18 protein-coding genes are annotated in these 21,788 nt (G+C 71.8%); 9 read left to right on the top strand and 9 right to left on the bottom strand.

Annotated features, from left to right (window positions below):
- Window positions 1-6: 6 nt before the first annotated feature.
- Window positions 7-435, bottom strand: a complete 429-nt coding sequence (locus tag ABD284_RS03975; RefSeq protein WP_344140968.1) for a very short patch repair endonuclease — start codon at window positions 433-435, stop codon at window positions 7-9.
- An 88-nt stretch (window positions 436-523) separates the two neighbouring features.
- Between ABD284_RS03975 and ABD284_RS03980 the strand changes: the two genes are divergently transcribed.
- The gene (locus ABD284_RS03980) at window positions 524-1,645 is read left to right on the top strand and encodes a DNA cytosine methyltransferase (RefSeq protein ID WP_344140970.1); all 1,122 of its coding nucleotides are present in this window, start codon (window positions 524-526) and stop codon (window positions 1,643-1,645) included.
- A 96-nt stretch (window positions 1,646-1,741) separates the two neighbouring features.
- Here ABD284_RS03980 and ABD284_RS03985 read toward each other — a convergent pair whose 3' ends face one another.
- Window positions 1,742-2,032 carry a hypothetical protein gene (locus ABD284_RS03985; protein WP_344140972.1) on the bottom strand — a complete coding sequence of 97 codons (291 nt, stop codon included), beginning with the start codon at window positions 2,030-2,032 and terminating at the stop codon, window positions 1,742-1,744.
- A gap of 522 nt (window positions 2,033-2,554) precedes the next feature.
- On the opposite strand from ABD284_RS03985, the gene ABD284_RS03990 reads away from it, so the two are divergent.
- Window positions 2,555-3,766 (top strand): NsdA family TPR-like regulatory protein, encoded by a 1,212-nt coding sequence (locus ABD284_RS03990; protein ID WP_344140973.1) that lies wholly within the window; start codon window positions 2,555-2,557, stop codon window positions 3,764-3,766.
- A gap of 38 nt (window positions 3,767-3,804) precedes the next feature.
- Here the strand turns inward: ABD284_RS03990 and ABD284_RS03995 are convergent, their stop codons facing one another.
- On the bottom strand, window positions 3,805-4,467 hold the full coding sequence (locus ABD284_RS03995) for a response regulator (RefSeq protein ID WP_344140974.1): 663 nt from the start codon (window positions 4,465-4,467) through the stop codon (window positions 3,805-3,807).
- Complete coding sequence (locus ABD284_RS04000; protein ID WP_344140975.1) at window positions 4,455-5,804, bottom strand: sensor histidine kinase; 1,350 nt, start codon at window positions 5,802-5,804, stop codon at window positions 4,455-4,457. Before ABD284_RS04000 ends, ABD284_RS03995 begins: the two co-directional genes overlap by 13 nt.
- Before the next feature lie 224 nt (window positions 5,805-6,028).
- On the opposite strand from ABD284_RS04000, the gene ABD284_RS04005 reads away from it, so the two are divergent.
- The 4 genes from ABD284_RS04005 (at window position 6,029) to ABD284_RS04020 (ending at window position 9,075) form a co-directional block, all read left to right on the top strand.
- Window positions 6,029-6,469: a DUF6069 family protein gene (locus ABD284_RS04005; protein WP_344140976.1), complete on the top strand. Its 441-nt coding sequence runs from the start codon at window positions 6,029-6,031 to the stop codon at window positions 6,467-6,469.
- 61 nt (window positions 6,470-6,530) lie between these two features.
- Window positions 6,531-7,730 carry an alpha/beta hydrolase gene (locus tag ABD284_RS04010; RefSeq protein WP_344140978.1) on the top strand — a complete coding sequence of 400 codons (1,200 nt, stop codon included), beginning with the start codon at window positions 6,531-6,533 and terminating at the stop codon, window positions 7,728-7,730.
- 145 nt (window positions 7,731-7,875) lie between these two features.
- A complete protein-coding gene (locus ABD284_RS04015; protein ID WP_344140979.1) occupies window positions 7,876-8,478 on the top strand; it encodes a DUF1707 domain-containing protein in 603 nt (200 codons plus the stop codon).
- 231 nt (window positions 8,479-8,709) lie between these two features.
- Complete coding sequence (locus ABD284_RS04020) at window positions 8,710-9,075, top strand: hypothetical protein (RefSeq protein ID WP_344140980.1); 366 nt, start codon at window positions 8,710-8,712, stop codon at window positions 9,073-9,075.
- A 386-nt stretch (window positions 9,076-9,461) separates the two neighbouring features.
- Here the strand turns inward: ABD284_RS04020 and ABD284_RS04025 are convergent, their stop codons facing one another.
- Window positions 9,462-10,121, bottom strand: coding sequence for a TetR/AcrR family transcriptional regulator (locus ABD284_RS04025; protein ID WP_344140981.1), 660 nt, complete (start codon window positions 10,119-10,121; stop codon window positions 9,462-9,464).
- A 95-nt stretch (window positions 10,122-10,216) separates the two neighbouring features.
- On the opposite strand from ABD284_RS04025, the gene ABD284_RS04030 reads away from it, so the two are divergent.
- A complete protein-coding gene (locus ABD284_RS04030; RefSeq protein WP_344140982.1) occupies window positions 10,217-11,413 on the top strand; it encodes a DUF418 domain-containing protein in 1,197 nt (398 codons plus the stop codon).
- A 19-nt stretch (window positions 11,414-11,432) separates the two neighbouring features.
- Here ABD284_RS04030 and ABD284_RS04035 read toward each other — a convergent pair whose 3' ends face one another.
- Together ABD284_RS04035 and ABD284_RS04040 are read right to left on the bottom strand one after the other, a co-directional pair.
- Entirely contained in the window at window positions 11,433-12,389 is a 957-nt protein-coding gene (locus ABD284_RS04035; protein WP_344140983.1) for an aminoglycoside phosphotransferase family protein, read from the bottom strand.
- A 276-nt stretch (window positions 12,390-12,665) separates the two neighbouring features.
- Window positions 12,666-14,738 (bottom strand): acyltransferase family protein, encoded by a 2,073-nt coding sequence (locus tag ABD284_RS04040; RefSeq protein ID WP_344140984.1) that lies wholly within the window; start codon window positions 14,736-14,738, stop codon window positions 12,666-12,668.
- Window positions 14,739-14,982: 244 nt separating this feature from the next.
- Here ABD284_RS04040 and ABD284_RS04045 point away from each other — a divergent pair, with 244 nt between their 5' ends.
- Complete coding sequence (locus tag ABD284_RS04045; RefSeq protein ID WP_344140986.1) at window positions 14,983-15,783, top strand: Mut7-C RNAse domain-containing protein; 801 nt, start codon at window positions 14,983-14,985, stop codon at window positions 15,781-15,783.
- Window positions 15,784-16,940: 1,157 nt separating this feature from the next.
- Here ABD284_RS04045 and ABD284_RS04050 read toward each other — a convergent pair.
- Both ABD284_RS04050 and ABD284_RS04055 read right to left on the bottom strand, forming a co-directional pair.
- Window positions 16,941-17,615, bottom strand: a complete 675-nt coding sequence (locus tag ABD284_RS04050) for a DedA family protein (RefSeq protein ID WP_344140987.1) — start codon at window positions 17,613-17,615, stop codon at window positions 16,941-16,943.
- Window positions 17,616-17,799: 184 nt separating this feature from the next.
- A complete protein-coding gene (locus ABD284_RS04055; RefSeq protein ID WP_344140988.1) occupies window positions 17,800-18,825 on the bottom strand; it encodes a LacI family DNA-binding transcriptional regulator in 1,026 nt (341 codons plus the stop codon).
- 426 nt (window positions 18,826-19,251) lie between these two features.
- On the opposite strand from ABD284_RS04055, the gene ABD284_RS04060 reads away from it, so the two are divergent.
- Window positions 19,252-21,597 carry an AbfB domain-containing protein gene (locus ABD284_RS04060; RefSeq protein ID WP_344140990.1) on the top strand — a complete coding sequence of 782 codons (2,346 nt, stop codon included), beginning with the start codon at window positions 19,252-19,254 and terminating at the stop codon, window positions 21,595-21,597.
- Window positions 21,598-21,788: the final 191 nt, after the last annotated feature.

The following is a 21,788-nucleotide window of genomic DNA, read 5'->3' on the forward strand; positions in this document are numbered from 1 at the left end:
AGGCACTTACACCCGCGCCTTGACCTGTTCCGCCACGCGTTCGGCCGCTTCGCGCGGGTCCTCGTGCTCCCACACCCGCACGGGGACCCATCCGGCTTCACTCAGGAGGCGGTCGGTCTCCTCGTCTCGGTCGCGTGTTCTGCGAACCTTCTCGGCCCAGAATCCTGCGTTGGTGGCCGCGACGGTGTGGTGCTCAGGGCAGCCGTGCCAGAAACACCCATCCAGGAAGACGGCCACCTTCGCTCGCGTGAACACCATGTCCGCTGTTCGCCGTGTGTTCGGCAGCGGCCGGGCGGACACACGGTAGCGCAGGCCCATGGCGTGGACCGCCCGGCGCAACGCGACTTCGGGTTTGGTGTCACGTCCCTTGTTGGACCGCATGCTGGCTCGTACACCGTCACTGGAGGCCCAGGACTCGGATGATGCGCGGCTCATGGGGCCACCGTAAGGGAAATCTCCGTTAGACAGGAGATAACCGGGGTTCTGAGGTGCTTATCGATTCGCAGACACGTACGATCGTCCCGTGACGACGACCTTGATAGACCTGTTCGCGGGATGTGGCGGCATGTCCGCGGGCTTCTCCGAGGAGGGGTTCCACTCTCGGCTTGCGGTCGAGCACAATCTGCATGCGGCCGCGACCTACGCCGCTAACTTCGGTGAGGACCACGTTTTCAACGCGGCCGAGTCCGGAGACTTCTCGGGAGACATCGAGGCCCTGCCCGACGAGGCGATTCCCGAGGTCGACGTGGTCATCGGCGGTCCCCCCTGCCAGGGGTTCTCCAACCTCGGCAGCAGGGACGTCGACGATCCCCGCAACAAGCTCTGGAAGCAGTACATCCGCGTGGTCCGCAACGCCCGACCCAAGATCTTTGTCATCGAGAACGTGGATCGGTTCATGCGGAGCAGCGAGTTCGAGCTCTTGGTCTCCGAGGCCGAAGACGGCCTGCTGAAGGACTACACGCTCTCCTATGGACTGTTGAACGCCGCCGACTACGGCGTCCCGCAGCGGCGCCCCCGCACAATAGTCATCGGTTCCCGGATCGGCACAGTCCCCCTGCCTGAACCCACCCACTCGCGCACGCCTCAGCTCGACGACCGGGTCCTGCCGTGGCGCACCGTACGCGAACGCATCGGCGAGCTCCCCGAGTGGCCGTCCACCACCCTGCTGCCCGACACCGCGACGAAACGCTTCGGAATGCCGCTTCCAGGGGAGTTCAAGTGGCTGGACCTGCACATTGGACGCAACCCGACGCAGCTCTCGAAGAAGCGCTACGATCACATCCCTCCCGGCGGGGGCCGTTTCAATCTGCCCGAGAATCTCAAGCCCAACTGCTGGCGCAACAAGACCACGGGTACGACGGATGTCATGGGACGCATGCGGTGGGATCACCCGTCCCTGACCATTCGCACCGAGTTCTTCAAGCCGGAGAAGGGGCAGTATCTCCACCCACAGTGGGAACCCGGTGACGGGCATCGGGTGAACCGCCCGATCACGCACCTCGAAGCAGCGCTGCTCCAGGACTTCCCCCCGGATTTCGTGTGGTGCGGCACAAAGACCGAGGTCGCCCGACAGATCGGCAACGCCGTACCGGTCGGACTGGCGCAGGCGATCGCCCGGCAGATCAGGCGATACATCGACGGGTGACCCCGGATCCACCTCAGCGGGCGGTCGGGCGGATCCGGGGGCGACTCGGCTGCAAGGGGCGGCGTGACGGTACCGGCAACCGGATGGGAGGGCCGGTTACAGCCTCGGAGACGCACGCGAGACGTAGGCGCCGTCGCCGGCTTTGTCGAAATGGGACGCGACCCACGACGACGAAAGCAGCGACGGGCGGCCTGCTCGGGCCGGTGGATCCTCCAACTCGCGGACGAACGTCTCGACGTCGGGTTGCACGATGGTGGGAGCGTTGTCGGTATCCGGGTCCTCGGCTGTGGCGAGCCACAGGTGTTCGGTGCGGCGAATATTCCACTGGTCGCCGTAGCGGGCCTTCAGCATGGCGAGGAGCACGTCATCGGTGTCGCGCGTGCCCACGGGGCTCACCTCGCCCCCGCCATGGGTGCGGGAATGGGGCGCGCGTCCGGACGGACTGCGACAAGCGCGCGCAGTGGACCGCTGAGGTCACTGCGGAGGTCGTCGAGGCCGTCCCCGAAGCGGACTGCGCGGTCCTCGGCGTGGAGCCGTCGACGCCCAAGGCCGCCCCAGAGGTACACCCGGACGGCGTCCGTGTCAGGGAACTCATGGAGACCGGCGGGGTCCATGACGTAGTACCGGTGCGAGATCTCGCCGAACCAGATCACAGAGCCCGGGTGACGGGCCTGGAGGTTGGCGGCAGCCGCATGGGCGGCGGTGTGCTCGGGCGAACGCCCCCACCTCGCGGACGTCGTGCGTTGACGGCTACTCTGCCTCATGTCATCAGCTCCTAGTTAGCTGGCGGCCGCGCCCCCGGACGCCTCGCACGCGTCGCGGGGGTCATTTTCATCCGCCAGCTTCTCTCCGCTTGTGGATTAGCGGATCGGCCTACCTGTGGGCCAATTTGTAGGCCAGACTGGACCCATGTCTTCAACGACATTCGGCGAGATGATCCGCCGTGCCCGACGGGAACGCGGCTGGTCCCAAGCCCGGTTGGCCGAGGTGCTGTGCGAGGTCTCGGGACGAACGACTGTCACCCGACAGGAGGTCTACCGCTGGGAAGCCGGGCGCCGAATCCCTTGTTTCTGGCTTCCTTATCTGGCGAATTCACTCGAAATACCCCGAAATCAGTTGGAACGTGCCACTGTGGAGCGCGAATCCTCCGATACGACCCTTGATCCCGCGGCGACGCTCAGCGCTCTGATGCCCGATGGCGATCCGCTGGCGCACATCGACGATCCGGATGGACGTCGGATCGGTGCCGGTGCGGCGCGAGACCTCACCGCGCGCGTGCATGCGCTTCGCCTAGCTGACGACGTTCTGGCCGGTGGTGACCTGATCGCCCCCGCGCGGCGAGAAATGTCGGCCGCGCTGCGGATCTACCGCGAGGGAACCCACAGCGACGAAGTCGGCCGTTCGCTGCTGGTAGCGATCGGGGAGTTGGCCCAGATCGTCGGCTGGATCGAGTCCGACGCAGGTGAGCACACACGCGCCGAGTCCACGTACCGCATCGGCATGGCGGCCGCCCAGGAAGCGGCCGACATGGTTCTGGTCGCCAACGTCGCCGGTTCTCTCGCATACCAGTGGACCAACACCGCACGCCAGCAAGACGGGCTCGCGCTGGCCCGCGCCGCTCTGGACCAAGCAGGCCCGAACGCTCACCCCAAGACGCGTGCGCTGTTCTTCGATCGGGTTGCGTGGGCGCACGCTGCGATCGGCGAGGTTAAAGAAGCCATGCGCACCCTGGACGCCGCCCACCACGCGCTCACCGAGGCACCTGAATTCCCCGCTCCCGAGTGGGCCTATTGGGTGACGGACGACGAGCTCAAAGTCATGGACGCGCGGGTCTACACCGAACTACGCCGCCCGCTGCGCGCCGTGCCCCTGCTGCACGACGCCCTGCAGCGCTACGACGCCACGCATGCACGTGAACTCGCCCTCTACCTGTCGTGGCTCGCCGTCGCCTACGCCGATGCCCGGGAGCCTGAAGCAGCCGCCGAGACGGCGTCGCGGATGCTCTCACTGTCCACTGAGGTCGCGAGCGAACGGACGGCCGAGCGGTCGCGCGTGGTGCTGGCACGGCTCACGGAGTTCGCCGATGTTCCCGAAGTCCGTTCTCTACTCGACGCGGCGTAATGGTTGCGCGCCCTTGTGATCACGGCCTTCGGCTTTCCCTACGCCAACCCCGCGTCGTGGGCCAGGAGAGCTATCTGGGTGCGGTTGTCGAGGGTGAGTTTGGTGAGGATGCTGGATATGTGGGCCTTGACCGTCGGGACGCTCATGTAGAGGCGGGCCGCGATCTCGGCGTTGGAGCGGCCCTCCGAGACCGCCACCACCACCTCGTGTTCGCGCGGGCTCAGGGTTTCCAGCGATGCGCGGGCCTGCTCGTAGGTGCCCGCCTGGGTTGCGGCGCGGTCCATCAGGCGTCGGGTGATGCGGGGAGAGAGGATCGGGTCGCCGACGGCCACCTTGCGGATCGCGTCGACGATCTCCGGCGGCGCGGTGTCCTTGAGCAGGAACCCGCCCGCTCCGGCGCGCAGGGCGTGCAGGATGTTCTCGTCGCTGTCGAAGGTGGTCAGCACGATGACCTCGGGCGCGTGCGGCCGCGCGCGCACCTTGCGGGTGGCGGCTATGCCGTCGACCCGCTTCATGCACAGGTCCATCAGCACCACGTCGGGCGTGTGCCTGTCGACGGCGGCCGCGACCTCGTCGCCGTCGGCCGCCTCGCCCGCCACGGAGATGCCGTCGACACCGTCGAGCATCATCGACAGCCCACCGCGGACCAGGGCGTCGTCGTCGACGATGAGGATCCGCAGCGCACGACTCATGCGGGCCATGGTAACCGGGCGTGCAGGCGGAACCGGTCGCCGTGGAGGCCGTGGTCGAGCACGCCCCCGGCGAGGTGCACGCGCTCGGTCAGGCCCACCAAACCCGTCCCGCTGCCCACCGCCGCCGCTGCCTGCGCCGCGGCACGCTGCGCCTCCGCGGGCGCGGCGCCGCGCCCGCCGCCGACCGCCCGAGCGTCCGAGTGACCGGTCACACCGGTCGCACCGGTCGCACCGGCAGCTCCGGCACCACCGTCGGCGCCGTTCGCGCCGTTCGCGCCGTCCGCACCGCTCCCGTCGTCCGCTCCCCCGACCGGGTTGGTCACCGTCACCGCGAGCCCTTCTCCCGGACGCCCGCTCAGCTCCACCTCGACCGGCCGCCCCGGCGCGTGCTTGCGGGCGTTGGTCAGCCCTTCCTGGACCACGCGGTAGGCGGTCCGGCTGACAGCGGCGGGCAGGTTCTCGGGGTCGGCCGCCTCGTCGCGCAGCCGCGCACGGACCCCGGCGCCGCGCGACTCCTCGACGAGTGCGGGGACGTCGGCCAGCACCGGGCTGCGGCCGGCGACACGTGCGGCCTCCTCGGCCGCGTCCTCGTCGCGCAGCACCAGGATGACCTCCCGCAGCTCCTCCAGCGCCTGGTGCACTCCCGTGCGGACCACCCCCGCAGCCTGGGCGAGGCGCTCGGGCGGCGAGTCGGGGCGGTACTCCAGCGCGCCGGCGTAGGTGGCCAGCAGCGACAGCCGGTGGGCGAGCACGTCGTGCATCTCGCGCGCGATGCGGGTGCGCTCGGCCATGCGAGCCTCGGCCACCCGCCGGCCCTGCTCGGTCTCGGCCCGCCGGGCCCGCTCCCGCAGGGACATGACCAGGGCGCGGTGGGCCCGGGCCAGAGCGCCCCAGCCGACCAGCCCGCCGTACCCCGCGGTGATCAGCACCAGCCACCAGCCGTAGGAGAGCCCGCTGTTGGGCTGCCACAATCCTTGAACGGCGTGCGCGGCGACGCCCGTCGCGGCGACCGCGACGGCGACCGGCAGCCGCCGCCGCTGCGCGACCTGCAGCACCGCGAGCGTGGCCGGAGGCGTCACCGCCGGTGACAGCGCCGCCAGCACCGCCAATCCCAGCGCGCCGGTCACCGGGCGCCACATGAGAAGCGGCGTGAGCGCGCACCCGAGCGCGCCGACAGCGATGTCCAGGGTCAGCGTCGCGGCGTCGGGCTGCGCACCGTGGCGGGCCCAGATCGTCAGGGCGACCAGGACGGCCGACACCGCGGTTACGCCGACCGCGGCGCGCCGCCTGCGCGCCGCCGGGACTTCGGGTTCGGTCGCCGAAGCGGCGATGACCTCCTCGTTCACCGGGCAAGGCTAACCGCCGGGGCCGCGCGGCCGACACCGACCGAAGTAGGGGGTGCTCCCGTCGGGAGTCGAGGCGAGGATGTTCGCCCGCCCGATGCGCAGGCACCGGCCCCCTTGGGAGTCTGCAAAGGTCCGGGTGGGACGGCGGCGCAGCCGGCGGCCCCGCCGCACAGCAGTCCGGCCCGCGGGACAGGCGTCCCCGGCGGGCGGAAGGAGACAGAGGGATGACCAGTCGATCCGAGGCCGCACACGCCTCTGAGAACACCGCCCCCGCGGGCGGCGGCCGCCTCCTGCGCCGCGTACTGGCGGGGGTCGGGGCGGCCGTCGCGGCACTGGCGGTGTGGGCGGTGGCGGTCCCGATCGCGGGGATCGAGGTCGCGGGCGACCGGGCGGGGACCGTCGGTCCCATCGGTCCCGTGTCCATCGGCGCCTCGGCCCTGATGATGGGGCTGGCCGGCTGGGCGCTGCTCGCGGTGCTGGAGCGGTTGACGCGACGGCCGGGACCGATCTGGACCTCCGTTGCGGCCGCGGTGCTGCTGCTGTCGCTGGCGGGACCGGTGGTCTCCGCCGCCGACACCGCGAGCATGGTCGTGCTCCTGGGGATGCACCTGGTCGTGGGCGTCGTGGTCATCCTCGTTCTGGCACCCACGGCGCGCCGTCCATGAGTGCCGAACACCGCCGGTCCCCCGGGGCCGGCCCGCCGACCGGCCGCACTCGGGGGTGACCATGCCCTTCGGCTACCTGCCCTACGGCTACCTCGTGTCCGTCGCGATCGTCGCGGTGTGCACCGCCTTCGCGCTGGCTCCCCTGCGCCGTCCGCCCCCGTGGGACGCGGTGAGCTTCCGGCTGGGACTGGTGATCAACGAGATGCCCGTCTTCGCCCTGTACTGCCTGCTCGCCTCGACCGGGCTGGCCTGGGCCCAGGGCGACCTCCGCAGTGCCGCCGCCTGGACGGTGGCCGCCCTGGCGGGGTTGACCGCCGTCGGCCTCGCGGTGATCGTGCGCAGGGGGACGCGCGCTCGCCGGGTACTGGAGCGCGCGCTGGACGACGGCCTCGGCGCGGACTGGCGGTCCGCGGTCCGGGAGGACTTGGCCGCGGGGCTGCGGCGCCGCCCGCCCTATGCGCGCATCCTGCTCCGCCCGTTCCTGGTGCGCCGCCGCGACGTCGAGCGCATCGCCGACATCGCCTATGGCGACGCCGGAAAGCGCCACCGGCTGGACGTCTACCGCCACCGCTCGCGGCCGGCGGGCGGCCCGGTGCTGGTCTACGCGCACGGCGGCGGCTACTTCAGCGGCCGCAAGGACCGCGAGGGGCGCCCGCTGCTCTACCGCCTGGCGAGCCGGGGGTGGGTCTGCGTCAGCGCGAACTACCGGCTGCGGCCGCATGCTGGCTTCGACGAGCACGTGGCCGACTTCAAGAAGGCGATCGCGTGGGCGCGCGAGCACGGCCCCGGCTACGGCGCCGACCCGTCGGTGCTGGTCGCCGCGGGCAGCTCCGCCGGCGGCCACCTGGCGGCGATCGCTGCGCTGACGCCGGGCGAGGCCGCGTTCCAGCCCGGGTTCGAGGACGCCGACACCTCGGTGACCGCCGCGGTCTCGCTGTACGGCTACTACGGCCGCTACTACGCCCGGCCGGGCGCCGCGGCCGACCCGCCCACCTCGCCCGCCGACCACCTGCACACCGGCGCGCCCCCGTTCTTCGCCGTACACGGCGACCGGGACACCGTCGTGCCGGTGGAGGGCGCCCGCGGGTTCACGGCCGCGCTGCGCGGGGTCTCGGCCGAGCCGGTCGTCTACGCGGAGCTTCCCGGCGCCCAGCACGCGTTCGACATCGTCCACTCCCTGCGCTTCGAGGCGGTGGTCAACGCCGTGGAGGCGTTCACCGCCTGGGTCCGGTCGCGCGACCGCGCCGAGAGCGGGGCCTAGCCGGTGCCGCGTACCGCCGATCCGCCGCCGCGGGACCGAAGGCGCCGTTGCGCCCCGCTCCGCCGGCGACCCGCGAGCGTCGGCCGGCGGGTCGTATGCTCATAAGGCGGTAGAGGGCGCGACTCGAACGGGTTGGGAGCCGGACGTGAGCGATGCACAGGAGAGACCGGCGCCGGCTCTGCGAATCGCCGACGCCGATCGCGACGCCGCCGCTGAACGGTTGCGTGAGGCGGTGGCCGTGGGCCGCCTTGAGCTCGCCGAACTGGACGAGCGCCTCACCGCCGTGTACGCGGCCAAGACCCGGGCCGATCTGGAACCGCTCACCGCCGATCTGCCGTCCGAGCCCGCGCAGCCCCGATCCGGCGTCGAGGCGCCTCCGCTGGTGCTGGAGACCACGAGCGGCAGCCTGAAGCGGGACGGCTACTGGCAGGTGCCGGAGCGGATCACGGTCGAGTGCACGTCCGGAACGGTCAAGCTCGACTTCACGGCGGCCGAGTGCCCGCACCGCGAGGTCGCCGTCGAGGCCTACGCGAAGTCGGGTTCGGTCGTACTGGTGGTACCGCACGGCTGGTGGGTGAATCTGGACGACGCGTCGGCCTCCAGCGGCACCGTCGTGAACAAGGTGAAAGGGCCGCCTGCGGCCGGCGCACCCGGGCTGCGGGTCAGCGGCACGGTGAAGTCCGGCAGCATCAAGGCGCGCCATCCGCGCCGCGGTTTCTGGGCCTGGCTGCTTCGGCGCCCGGCCTGAAGGCGTTCGCCGCCTCCATGTGCTCCCACGAGTAGGCCGGACGGGAGCGATCATGAATGCTGTCCGGAAGGTGTCCGGTCTTCATTCGCCGACAGGACTCCGCGACACGCTCCGTTGTGTCCATGGCCTTCCCAGGCATCGCACTCAATCATCCAGGGGGATAGCGACGCCAATGCCCCCATGTTACGTTCGATTCGTCACAACACCAAGTGGACCAATGGGAGCGATTCCATGCTGGCACGCCGCTCGCGAGCCAAAACCGTTCTTGTCGGCGCACTGACCGCAATCAGCGCACTAGCATTTGCCAGCCCGGCCTCGGCTGATTCGACGGAAAGACGGCCGTGCTCCGGCTACGGCGGAAAGGCCTACGGCTACATCACCAAGCATTCAGCCCAGACCCACACCGTCGGCAATTGCGGATCCACGATGAAGGTCAGGGTCTACTACCACAGCATCGGAGGTTATGCATGGACCTCCTGGAAGACGGCCAACCCCGGCCATGTCGGCAACGTACGCGTCTCGGTGTATCCGAACAACGCCATCTACGCAGAACACTATGCCGACGGAGCCGGCACCTTCATCACTCAGTTTGACTAACCCACTCCCTCCAGCCTTTCTGCAACCATCATCTCGGCTTGACGTGCGTCGACCTGTCACGCATGGCCATCGGCCCGGTGGCGAAAATTCGGGCGGCAACAACCCCAGCACCGAGGAGAACGTCCGCCGTCCAGTCCTGGCCGCCACCGGCTTTACTGCGGCGACGCTTCGGGCCCAGCATCCTTGATCGACTCTCCGTCGCCGACCCCATTCCTAAGCGGCGTGATCACGAGCCGGCTGGAAAATCCCCACAGCCGTCCGATTCAGGCGACTCGCCGACGATCGTGATCACTCGTTCCGACCAGTCGGCCATGGCGCCGTCCTCCCAGTTGACGGGAACCATCGGACGCCGCCATGGCCATGGGCGCCGACTGACAACCCAGCGGCTACTCAAGGCGGCCCCGCCGGTCTTCGTCCCGCGCGTCGGGGCCGCGGCCGACCGCGGGGAGGATGGCCTGGTCGACGATGGCGGCGATGTAGTCGTCGCCGGGCACCTCCATCGAGTCGATGCCGTACTTGAGCATCAAAGCCTCGCCGATGTCCACCACAACGGGGGTGAGCCGGGCCGGGTCGATCTGCCCGTTGTCGGCGTAGTGCCGCAGCACAGTGCGGGTAAAGCGGCTGCCGCGGGCGTCGAAGACCTCTGCATACAGGCGTTCGTGCAGGTCGGGACGGCGCTGGGCTTCGCTGAGGAGTGACGACATCACCCGCCCGTAGAGCGGCTGCATCAGGCCGTCGCGCATCAGGGTGAGCGCCGCGACGAGGTCGCCGCGCAGATCGTCGGCGCCCGGCGAGGGCTGCTCCACCGGATAGGCCCGGTACAGCGCGCGGAGCACGATGTCCTCCGGCGACGACCAGCGCCGATACAGCGAGGTCTTGGCCGTGTCGGCCCGGCGGGCGATGCCTTCCATGGTGACGCGCGCCAAGCCGAGCTCGGCGGTCTCCTCCAGGGCGGCCGTGTAGACGGCCTCCTCCAACTCCGCCCCGCGGCGCCGCCGGGCGCGCTGCGGCTCTCCGGCGTCGCCTGTCCGGATCCGGTCACTCACTCCGCCACCCCCACTAGCAACGCTCGCGTAGCTTATTCTTGTAATTAGATACGCAAGCGTAGCTTGCTGTTCCCCTCACCTGCGAGGACCGGTCGATGTCCCACACCGCCCGCGGCGAATCGCCGTCGGCCCCCGGAGCGCTGCCCGCCGGGCAGCGCTCGCTCGCCCCCGACTTGGCCCGGGGCGTCATGCTCCTCATCATCGCGACCGTACACGCGCACCTGTTCCGGCAGGTCGCGGGCGCGGGCGGATTCTCTCTGGAGGGCCCGGCCGACATCGGCGTCACCGCCGTGATGGCGCTCTTCGCCGAGAACCGCGGCTACCCCATGTTCGCCGCCCTCTTCGGATACGGGCTCGCGCAGATCCACCGCCGGAGAACAGCCGAGGGACGCGAGTGGCCGTGGGTCCGCCGCCTGCTGCGCCGGCGCGGGCTCGCGCTGGTGGCCATCGGCGTCGCGCACACCGGCCTGCTGTTCTACGGCGACATCATCGCCGCCTACGGCCTGATCGCCCTGGTGTTCACCGCGGCCATGGGAATGGGCGACCGGCGGCTGCTCGTCCACGCCGCCGCCTGGATGGCGGCGGGCACCCTGGCCTACGCCCTGGTGTCCACGCAGCTCTTCGCGGCCGCCTCGGAGAACGCCGGGGCCGAGGTCACCTGGCTGTCGGACGCGCTCATGCGCCTTGCCGTGCTGCCGTTCTTCCTGCCGCTGATGGTCGCCATCTCGGTGTTCCCGTTCCTCGTAGGCGTGTGGGCCGGACGCCGCCGCCTGCTGGAGCGGCCGCAGGACCACCTGCCCCTGCTGCGGCGCGCCGCCGCCTGGGGGATCGCGGCGGGGGTCGCCGGCGGTGCGCCGCAGGCCCTGATCAACGTCGAGGTGTGGCACGTCGGCCCGGTCACCGCAACCGCGGTCTTCTGGCTGCACCTGCTCACCGGCTACGCGGCGGGGTTCGGCTACGCCGCCCTCATCGCGCTGGCCGCCCACTGGCTGGACAACCGCTCCGGCGCTCGGCGCGGCCCCGTCGTCACAGCGCTGGCGGCCACCGGGCAGCGTTCGATGACCTGCTACCTGCTCCAGTCGGCGGCCTGGGCCGTGCTGGTCCCGACCTACGCTCTGGGCCTCGGGCCCGGGTGGAACGACACCGGTGCGGTCGCCCTGGGTGCCGGGGTATGGCTGGCCACGGTCCTGCTCGCCGACGCCATGCGGCGTGCCGGGCTCCGCGGCGGCCCCGCGGAGTGGCTCCTGCGCCGCATGACCTACGGCCGCCCCTCTCCGCCCGCCGCGTCGTAGTGGCGTCCGGACGCACCCCTCACGCGCCGGCGGCGTACTCGGCCAGGACCTCGCCGATGACGTGGCGGGAGTTGGCCGCGAGGGGCGGGTTGGTGGCGCGGTAGTAGGGGAGCTGAATTAGGGCGATGGACAGCGCCCAGGCACGGGCCCTCTGCCAGGCGGTCCTGTCGGCGCCGACCGCGCGGCGGAACGGCTCGCGGGCACCGGCGGGCAGGAGATTCCAGGCGGGGATCAGGTCGGCCGCAGGGTCGCCGACCCCGACACCGCCGAAGTCGATGACGGCGGCAAGCCGGCCCTCCCGCACCAGGACGTTGCCCGGCGAGAGGTCACCGTGCAGCCACGCGGACGCACCGGCGGGGTCGGGCAGGCGCAGGGCGGCCTCCCAGACCGCGGTGGCCGCGCGGGTGTCGACGGTGCCGTGCAGGGCGTCGATCGCCGCGCGCGTCTCGCGGTCCCGCTCGGCCAGCGGTCCCCCGCGGCCGGACTCCGGAGCGCCGGCGGTCGGGACGGAGCGCAGCGCGGTGATGAAGGCCGCCAGGTCCTCGGCCAGGCGCACGGGGTCGGCGGCGCCCGTGCCGGTAGGGGCGGCCGTGCCGCGGTCCGCCTCCGCGCCCGCTCGCGCGAGGCCGTCGACAGTGGGGTTCTCGCCGTCCAGCCAGCGCAGGACCGACCAGTTCCACGGGAAGCCCGCTGTCGGCGCCCCCATTCCGAGGGGGACGGGTACCGCTGTCGGCAGGTGCTCGGCCAGGTAGGGCAGCCACCGCTGCTCAAGGCCGACCGCGTCCGCCGCCCCTTCCCGGCGCGGCAGGCGCACGGCCATGTCCGTACCCAGCCGGAACATCGCGTTCTCCGTCCCGGACGACTCCACCCGCGCGACGGGAAGGCCCGCCCACCGGGGAAAGCGCCGGGCGACCATCCGGTGGACGAGGTCGTCGTCGATGTCGGGTTCACCGGCGTGCAGCTTGGCTGGCGTCATGTTCCCTTCGCTCCGGCTGGGAAGGCCCGCGCCGCGGGCCGCGCGTCCGGGTGCGGAGCGCGCGGAACGATTCAACCTCCGCACTCCGCGGGAGTCCACCGGTTTTCTCCCGACCGGCTCGGGACATGCGGGCCCCACCCCCGACCTGCGGTTCGCGCCGGACAGCGCCCTCGTTCGGCTCCGGCGCGATCCCCCGGGCTCTCCCCCTCGCGTCCCGCCACCGCGGCGGCCGCCTCGGCCGCCTCCGGATCCGGTTGCCGGGCGGGGTGGCGGGGGTCAGGGGGCCGGGAGGACTCCGTCGAGTGCCTGCGAGAGCTTGGGGGCGAGCAGCTCGGAGTAGGTGGCGGTGATGTGGTTGCTGTCGCGGTAGACCAGGACGTTGCCGATCACCGGGAGGCAGGTGTCGCCGATGCAGAACTCGTCGGTGAGGTCGACGACGTCGGCGTCGGCGTCGTTCTCGGCGGCGAGCAGCTGCGGGTCCTCGTTGGAGAAGGCGTCCTCGGCCGACCTCTCGCACTTCGACAGGTCCTCGCTGTGCAGCGCCACGCACTCGGGCAGGCGCGTTGCCATGCGGGGGGTGTCGCGGATGGCGACGACGTCGGTTCCGGCGTCCTCGAGCGGCCCCCACAGCCGGTTCATGCCGGCGGCGATGTCGACGGCGCCCTCGGACTGCGTCGCCGCCGAGGCCGCCTCGTTGTTGGCGCTGGAGGTGGTGAAAAGGATGTCGGGTTCGACCTCACCCGTCAGCTCGTCGAAGAGGGCCTCGTTCCACTCGGTGCACTCGCTGTACGCCTTGCCGTCGCGCCCCAACGTGGTGAGGGTAAAGGAGCACGAGGACTTGGCGTAGACGTGCAGCCGCCAGTCGCGCTCCTCGGCGATCCTGCGCAGCGCGGGCGCCCATTGTGCCGCGTGGGAGTCGCCCACCAGAGCGACGGTGGTATCGGCGTCGTCGGGGCCGTAGACGCACGACTGCAGCTTCACGGCCCCGGGATCGGCCTGGCATCGGGCCCAGACGTCGGGAAGGTCGTCACCCGCGGCCACCGGCGAGGGATACAGCGGCGCATCACCCGATCCCGCCGGCTCCGACGTGCCCAGCGCCGCCGGCCCCACATGCTGCACCGGATCGAACTCCGCGTTCTGCAGCCACGTGTACCGCGCAGCCTGACCGGCGCCGATCAGGCCGACCACCACCGCGGCCGCCACCGCGAAGGCCGCCGCGTGCCTGCCCGAGCGCAGCAGCCCCCACCGGCGCACGGGGTCCTCGACGGCCACCTTCGTGGCCCAGGCCAGCAGCACCGAGACCACCGCCGCCAGCCCCGCATACAGCGGCTCCAGCTCCGACGAGCCCGTCATCACCAGCGCGAACACGATCACCGGCCAGTGCCACAGGTACAGCGAATAGGAAAGGTCGCCGCCGAAGCGCGCCGGACGGCCGGCCAGCAGCGCGTAGGTGGACCAGCGCTCGCCGTTCTGCCCGGCGGCGATCACCGCCACCGCCCCCGCGACCGGCACCAGCGCCGCCAGCCCCGGGAACGGCGTCTGGTCGTTGTAGTTCAGCGCCGCATAGCCGATCGCGGCCAGACCGGCCCACCCCAGCACCCAGCGCGCCGCCGCCGGCCACGAGATGCGCGCGGCGGCGACCGCCAGCACGCCGCCCGCGGCCAGTTCCCACATCCGCGTTTGCGGCAGGAAGTACGCCGACTGGGCGTCGGAGGCGGTCAGCACCGCTGAGAACCCCAGCGACACCGCGAACACCCCGGCCGTGACCGCCAGGATCGCCCGCCGGCGCCCCCACAGCGGGCCGCCCGCCGCCCAGGCCACGAACAGCAGCGGCCACAGCAGGTAGAACTGCTCCTCCACCGCCAGCGACCAGAAGTGCTGCACCGGGCTGGCCGCACTCTCGGCCGCCAGGTAGTCCACCGACTTGTCGGCCAGGAACAGGTTCTCCACGTACAGGGCGCTGGCCGCCAGCTCCTCGGCGGTCTCGGCCAGCCGCGGCTCCGGCAGCAGCCAGAACGCCGCCAGCCCGGTGGTCGCCAGTACCACGCTCGCTGCGGGCAGGATGCGCCGGATCCGGCGGATGTAGAACCGCCCCAGCGACACCCGCCCCTCGGTGCGCGCCTCGCGCAGCAGCAGCGAGGTGATCAGGAACCCCGAGATCACGAAGAACACGTCCACGCCCACATAGCCGCCGGGCAGCAGGTCGTGGTCGAGGTGGTAGACGAGCACCAGCCCCACCGCCACGGCGCGCAGCCCCTGCACCTCCGGCAGGAACCGGCGTTCCGAGCCTGCGGGAGGCGCCGCGGCGGGAGTGGATACGGTGGACGCGGAGCGTGTTTCAGCTGACACGGTATGCGTTTCGTGACGGGAACAGAGGGCCGCACCCGGTGGGAGGTAGCCCGAGTACCTCCATGGTGTCGTGACCCCCTCGTTACAAACAAGGCGTTACCGGGACTTTATGTGAATTCTTACAGAATCATGTGAGTTCTCTCAGGATTCCGCAACTCTCCAGGTCAGAGGCGTGCAGCGGCGTCACCTGCGGTTCCGCGCGCGGGGCTCAGGGGGTCGGACGCCGGCCTGGCATCCTGGGAGCATGGCGCGCGACGACCGGCCTCAGGTGCTCGTGCGGTTCGCGGACGGGCTGCGGTTCCTGCTCCCGTCCCGCCACCGGAGCGCCGAGGTCCGCGTGGACCGCGACCCCACGGCGACCCTCGGCCACCTGGTCCAGTCGACCGGGGTACCGCTGACCGAGGTGGGCGGCCTGCTCGCCGACGGGTGCCCCGTCGGTCCGGGCCACCGCCCCGGGCCCGGACAGACCGCGGACGTCCTGCCGGTCGAGCGCCCGCAGCGGCTGCCGGCCAGTCCTCCGCGCTTCCTGCTCGACGTCCACCTCGGCGCGCTCGCCCGGCGCCTGCGCCTGGTCGGCGTGGACACCGCCTACGGCAACGACCTCGACGACGACACCCTGGTCGCGATGGCCAACCGGCAGCGGCGCGCGCTGCTGACCCAGGACCGCCGGCTGCTGCACCGACGCGCGCTGGAGGCCGCGGCCTTCGTCCGCGGACACGGTCCCGACGACCAACTGCGCGACGTGCTGGACCGCTTCGCACCGCCGCTTGCGCCGTGGAGCCGCTGCACCGCCTGCAACGGCCCGCTGGTTCCCGCGACGAAGGAGGCGGTCGAGCACCTGCTGGAACCGGGGACCCGCCGTACCTACGCGGACTTCGCCCGCTGCCGCGAGTGCGGGCGCGTCTACTGGCCGGGCGCGCACCACGCCCGGCTGGCCGCGATCGTCGAGACCGCCCGGGAGGCGGTCGCCGGCGCGGGCGGCCGGGACGTCGGCCGGAGTGCCCCTGCGGGCGGAGGCGCCGCGCGACGCTCCGCACGGCCATGAGCCGACGGGCGTGGGCCCGCACCGATCCGACGCAGCGCGGGGGATGTGGCCCGGGAATTCGCTGCGCCCGGTGATCACAACAGCACCGCACGCGCCGGAAGAGCCGTTTCGCGACCACCGACGCGTTTCTCCGGTTATCGCCTGAAATCCCCGGTCCGGCCGGCGGGTGCACCCGCAGAATTCCTAGCTGTGCCCGCATCGACCTGCAGAGACCCGGCGAACGGCAAATCCGATCGGCCGCGAAAACCGGTATCCCGGAATTCGCCGGGTGCACGCGGATAAACTCGCACCACCGACGGGACCTTCCCCGGATCGCGGGTCCCCGCAACGGAACGGGCCACCGTCCGGAACCCTCGAACCCCCCGGACTCCGCTACCCCCGTCCTTTTCGACTCCGCCGCACGGCGGTACCCGGCGGCTCCCTCTCCCGTGTTCCGAAAGGCACAGCAATGTCCGCAGGCGCCACCTACGGTCACCGCACCACACCTCCCGGTGCCGGCCGGCAGGCATCCGCCTCTCCGTCGCCGGAGGGGCCCCACGCCGACCCGGAGGCGCTCGACGCCGCCCAGAACGCGGCACTCGCCTCCCTGATCCGCCGCCTCGCCGGTACGCGTCCGGAGATCTTCGCCGACATCCCCCCGGCGCCGACCCCGGCGGGCCCTCGCCACGCGGCCCCGCCGCCCGGAGCCGGGCCCTGGCACGCCGCCCCTCAGTCCTCCGCTGCGTTCTCGTCCGACCGGCCCGAGCCGGAACCGCGCCGCACCGACCGGAACCCGGACGCACCGGGGGCGCGCAGCGCACGCGAGGGCGCCACGCCTGGACCGCCGCGCCGCTCCCGGCGCGGCCGCGGACCCGCTCCGGGCGCGTGGACCGTCTCGTTCCCCCAGCTGTGTGCCACCGGCGCGGCCGAAGCCGTCCTCGGAGCCGTCGGCGCTCTGGCACGCACGGTGCACGCGGTGCGCGCGCTCGGCCGGTAGCCGCCGTGTCCGCAGCGCTCTGCGGCCTGGACGCCCTCCGGAGACCTCGCCGGCCCTCGGTCGCCCCCCGGACACCGCCGCGGGCGACGACCGTGCGCGGGCGAGCCGTATGCGGCGGCCGCACCGCCCGGCCGCGGGCGCAACGACCCGCCTCGCGCGGGGCCGGATGGCGTGCCGGCGTTCACTGAGCCTTGTTCGCGACCTCGGGACCGGCCGCTGCGGCCGGGGGCGCCGTAGCGGCGACGGGCTCGGCCGCCCGGCGGCGCCGGCGTACGGCGAAGCGCACGGCTTCGGTGACTATGCCGATACCGGCGGAGAATCCCACGCCGATCGTGACCGCGAGCAAATGGTTGCCCTCGAAGGTCTCGCTGGCGGCGAATCCGATCAAGCCCGAGTACAGGGCCCACAGCACGGCGGCGAGCGCGGCGAACGCGCTGAACCGGGCGAGGGGGTACTCCAGAGTTCCGGCGGTGAGCGTCGTCGCGGTGCGCCCTCCCGGGACGAAGCGCAGCGCCACGATCATCAGCCCGCCGCGCTGCCGAAGCGCGCCGGCCGCCCATTCGCGGGCCGCGCGGCCCCGCTTGCCCGGAAGCAGGCGAGCGGTGGCGCGGGTGCCCAGCAGGCGCCCGATCACGTAGGAGACGTGGTCGCCGACGAACGCGCCCGCCGCCGCCACGGCGATCGCGGCGGCGAGGTCGGTATCGCCGGAGGCGGCCAGCGACCCGGCGGCGATGACCGTCGTCTCGCTGGGGACCACGGGAAAGAAGGCGTCCAGGACGCATACGAGGAAGATCGCCAACAGCGCCCACGGCGAAGCCATGGCACCGGAGACGATCTCGTTGATGGCGTCAACCACGCTGGACGGCCGTTTCCGGCTGGTGCGTTCGGCCGGCGCCGGACCCGGCGGTTCGGGGGGCCGGAGGGCTGATCGCAAAGAGGTCGGGCATAGCCGGAACACTAGGGGCGGCGCCGGTTCCGCCGCGATGGTGGCGACGCCCCGGATTCGCGTAGTGGTACCCCTACCCGCGGTCGGCCGGACTCTAGGGGCGGCCCAGCGTGCTCTCGCGGCGGATGAGGGCGAACCCCGGGCGGATGTAGCGGGGATCGGCCTGCGCGGCCTCGTCGCCCCCGTCGAGACGGGCCAGCAGCGCGTCCACCGCCGCCTGGGCGATCGCCTGCTTGTGCGGGGCGATGGTGGTCAGGCTGGTCGAGCAGTAGCGGCCGTCGTCTATGTCGTCGAAGCCCACCACCGCGACGTCCTCGGGAACCCGCAGGCCCCGCTCGATGAGTGTACGCATCGCGCCGATGGCGATCAGGTCGTTGTAGCAGAACACGGCGTCGGGGGCGACGCCCGAGTCGAGGAGGCGGGCCATCGCCTGGGCTCCGTCTCCGCGCGTGTAGCCGTCGGTGGCGGCGACCAGCTCGTCGCCGGCCGCCGCACCGGGCGACTCCGCGATCGCCGCGCGCCAGCCGCGCAGGCGCAGGTGCGCGACCCGGCGCACCCGTCCGTGGCGGGCGCCGAGGAAGGCCACCCGGCGCCGGCCCAGGTCGAGCAGGTGCCGGGTGGCGGTGCGCGCCGCGGCGACGTTGTCGATGGCGATGTGGTCGTGGGGCGCCTCGTACTCGCGCTCGCCCAGCAGCACCAGGGGCGCGTCGTTCCCGCGCGCGAGCAGGTCCTCGTTCTCCAGCTCGATCGGGCTGAGGATGAGCCCGTCGATCAGCCGCGCCCGAAAGCCTTGGGCGAAGAGGACCTCCTGGTCGCGGCGCCCGTTGGTGTGGTCCAGCAGCACGATGTAGTCCAGGCCGGCCGCGTAGCTGATCACGGCGTCGGCCAGCTCAGCGAAGTAGGGGTTGCCCAGCTCGGGCAGTGCGAGGGCGATGATCCCGGTGCGCCCCTTGCGCAGGTGGCGCGCCGTGAGGTTGGGCCGGTAGCCCAGTTCGTCGATGACCTGCTGCACCCGCTGCCGGGTGGCCGGCGTGACGTGCCGGTAGCCGTTGACCACGTTCGACACCGTCTTGACCGACACGCCCGCGCGTGCGGCCACGTCCTTGAGGCTGATGTTCACAGCGTCTCCTTCGCACGCGCGCCTGCCCCGCTCCCATCCGTGCGCTACTCCGCCCCTGCGGAGCGATCGGCACGGCGCGGCGCCGGATGAAGGCGCTTACCGACCTACGGGCCGACTGGGCCCTCGGCCCGCTCGGCGCTTCCCGGTGCTCGGTGCCCGGTGTCGATACTGACTTTTCCATCGTTATACAACACCGGAGACGACCCCGTACATGGGCGCTGCTCACCGCATGTCTGTGAATCGAGCGCACTGCGGTGGGACTTCCGCGGACTGCGCACGGCGATGAATCGGGGTCTGGACAGCCACGTGTGACTGTGCTCTCATCATGGATGGAACCGGGTTTCCCACGTTGTAAAACCACGGGACCTCGGTCAGCGGACCTGCCGGCGCCCGCTCGACCGAACCCCCCATACCCGGAGGCTTCGGATGAGACGCTTCCCCCTTGACCTCGATCCCCCGTCCCCGTCCGACGAACCCCGCCCCCGCTTGCGCGGCGGGCGCCGCCGCTCCCCGCTGACCGCGCTGGTAGCGGCCGCCGCCGCACTGCTCATGCCGCTCACCCTGGCCTCCCCCGCACAGGCGGCCGAATGGGAGCCGCAGGAGCCCCCGCTGACCACCCCCTGGACCGACGACGTCTCGGCGGACAACGCGCTGCCCGAGTACCCGCGCCCGCAGATGGTGCGCGAGGAGTGGCGCAACCTCAACGGCGAGTGGGAGTGGGCTCCCGCCCAGGAGGGCGAGAAGCCGCCCTTCGGCGAGTCCCTCGACCGCACCATCCTCGTCCCCTACCCCGTGGAGTCGGCGCTCTCCGGCATCGCCGAGGACACCGACCGCATGTGGTACCGCCGCACCTTCACCGTGCCCGACTCCTGGAAGGGCCGGCACGTCAAGCTGAACTTCGACGCCGTGGACTACAAAGCCGAAGTGTGGGTCAACGGCACCAGGGTCGGCGCCCACCGCGGCGGCTACGACCGGTTCACCTTCGACATCACCGACGCGCTGCGCCGCGGCGAGGGCAACGAGATCATCGTCGGGGTGCACGACCCCACCGACTCGGGCCAGCAGGCGGTCGGCAAGCAGCGCAACGACCCCGGCGGGATCTTCTACACCTCCTACTCCGGGATCTGGCAGACCGTGTGGATGGAGCCGGTCGCGCCGGCGCACACCACCCGCGTCGACCTCACCCCCGACGTCGCGGGCGAGAAGCTGGACGCCGTGGTGCACACCGCGGGCGGGGGCGGGGTGACCGCGCAGGTGACCGTCCGCGACGGCCAGAACGTCGTGGGCAGGGCGCGCGGGAAACCCGGCACGAAGATCGAGGTGCCGGTGCCCGACGCGCGCCTGTGGTCGCCCGACGACCCGTTCCTCTACGACGTCGACGTCGAGCTCAAGCGCGGCTCCAAGGTCCGCGACCGGGTCGAGAGCTACGCCGGTATGCGCTCCGTGGGCACCGAGATGGTCGACGGCACGCGGCGGATGGTCCTCAACGGCGAGTACGTCTTCCAGATGGGCCCGCTCGACCAGGGCTACTGGCCCGACGGGATCTCCACCGCGCCCACCGACGAGGCCCTGAGGTCCGACATCAAGGCGGCCAAGGACCTCGGGTTCAACACCATCCGCAAGCACGTCAAGGTCGAGCCCGACCGCTGGTACTACTGGGCCGACCGCATGGGCATGCTGGTCTGGCAGGACATGCCCTCCATGGCCCACAGCCCCGACGAGGCGGCCAAGGACCGCTACGAGCACGAACTGCGGGAGATGGTCGACCAGCACCGCAGCTTCCCCTCGATCACGCAGTGGATCCCCTTCAACGAGGGCTGGGGGCAGTACGACGGCGCCCGCATCGCCGACGAGGTGAAGCGGATGGACCCGTCGCGCCTGGTCACCGGCGCTTCCGGCTGGTACGACACCGGCAACGGCGACGTCGTCGACTCCCATATCTACGTCGGTCCCGGCGATCCCACGCCCGCCACCGCGTCCCGCGCCTCGGTGCTGGGCGAGTACGGCGGCCTGGGCCTGCGGGTCGAGGGCCACGAGTGGAGCCCCGGCGACGGGTTCGGCTATGAGATGGTCTCCGACAGCGCGTCGCTGACCTCGCGCTACGTCGGACTGACAGCGGGGCTCCAGCGGCTGGAGCGCACCAACGGGATCTCCGCGGCGATCTACACCGAGATCACCGACGTGGAGAACGAGCTCAACGGCCTGTGGACCTACGACCGGCAGCAGATCAAGGTCGACGAGGACCGGATACGCGCCGCGCACGAGGATCTGATCGCCGGCCGCCCGGTCATCGAGCCGGCCGACCTGCCGACCGGTGAGCACTCGCTGCGTGTCACCACTCCCGGCTACGACAACCGCTACATCCGGCACCAGGACGCGCTCGGGTTCACCGAGGTGGTCGAGGAGTCCAGCTCCGACCTGCTCAAGCAGGACGCGACGTGGCGGATCGTGCCCGGCCTGGCCGACGACACGTGCTACTCCCTCGAGTCCGCGAACTACCCCGACGAGTACCTGCGCCACCGCGCCTCCCGGGTACGGCGCGAGGCGTCCGACGGCTCCGAGCTCTTCCGCGAGGACGCCACCTGGTGCGCCGAGCCCGGCCTCTCCGGCTCGGGGGTCTCGCTGCGCTCCTACAACTTCCCCGACCAGTACCTGCGCCACTACGACTCCGAGCTCTGGCTCGCCGGTGTCGGCGGACCCGAGCCCTACGAGACCGCGCAGCTCTTCGACGAGGACGCCACCTGGGCGATCGAGGAGCCCTGGGCGAGCTAGCCCCGGCACCGCGCAGCGGCCCGGCGCCGCCCGCCCCCGACCCCGGCGGGCGGCGCTCCGGCCGCACCCGCGGACCGCCTTCCCCACCGATACGCACGGGCCGGCCGGCCCGCCGCCGGCCCGCGCCCATCCCATCCGCTCGATCACTCACCCGATCCCGTCCACGCGATCCCATCCATCCGCGACCGCTC

The organism is Streptomonospora arabica (genome assembly GCF_039531585.1).
GTDB lineage: Bacteria > Actinomycetota > Actinomycetes > Streptosporangiales > Streptosporangiaceae > Streptomonospora > Streptomonospora halophila.

What these genes read in the sequence shown, in the direction of transcription:
- ABD284_RS03975 (WP_344140968.1), bottom strand. Translation starts at nt 435, where the DNA reads ATGAGCCGCGCATCATCCGAGTCCTGGGCCTCCAGTGACGGTGTACGA.
- ABD284_RS03990 (WP_344140973.1), top strand. Translation starts at nt 2,555, where the DNA reads ATGTCTTCAACGACATTCGGCGAGATGATCCGCCGTGCCCGACGGGAA.
- ABD284_RS03995 (WP_344140974.1), bottom strand. Translation starts at nt 4,467, where the DNA reads ATGGCCCGCATGAGTCGTGCGCTGCGGATCCTCATCGTCGACGACGAC.
- ABD284_RS04005 (WP_344140976.1), top strand. Translation starts at nt 6,029, where the DNA reads ATGACCAGTCGATCCGAGGCCGCACACGCCTCTGAGAACACCGCCCCC.
- ABD284_RS04010 (WP_344140978.1), top strand. Translation starts at nt 6,531, where the DNA reads ATGCCCTTCGGCTACCTGCCCTACGGCTACCTCGTGTCCGTCGCGATC.
- ABD284_RS04020 (WP_344140980.1), top strand. Translation starts at nt 8,710, where the DNA reads ATGCTGGCACGCCGCTCGCGAGCCAAAACCGTTCTTGTCGGCGCACTG.
- ABD284_RS04030 (WP_344140982.1), top strand. Translation starts at nt 10,217, where the DNA reads ATGTCCCACACCGCCCGCGGCGAATCGCCGTCGGCCCCCGGAGCGCTG.
- ABD284_RS04035 (WP_344140983.1), bottom strand. Translation starts at nt 12,389, where the DNA reads ATGACGCCAGCCAAGCTGCACGCCGGTGAACCCGACATCGACGACGAC.
- ABD284_RS04045 (WP_344140986.1), top strand. Translation starts at nt 14,983, where the DNA reads ATGGCGCGCGACGACCGGCCTCAGGTGCTCGTGCGGTTCGCGGACGGG.
- ABD284_RS04060 (WP_344140990.1), top strand. Translation starts at nt 19,252, where the DNA reads ATGAGACGCTTCCCCCTTGACCTCGATCCCCCGTCCCCGTCCGACGAA.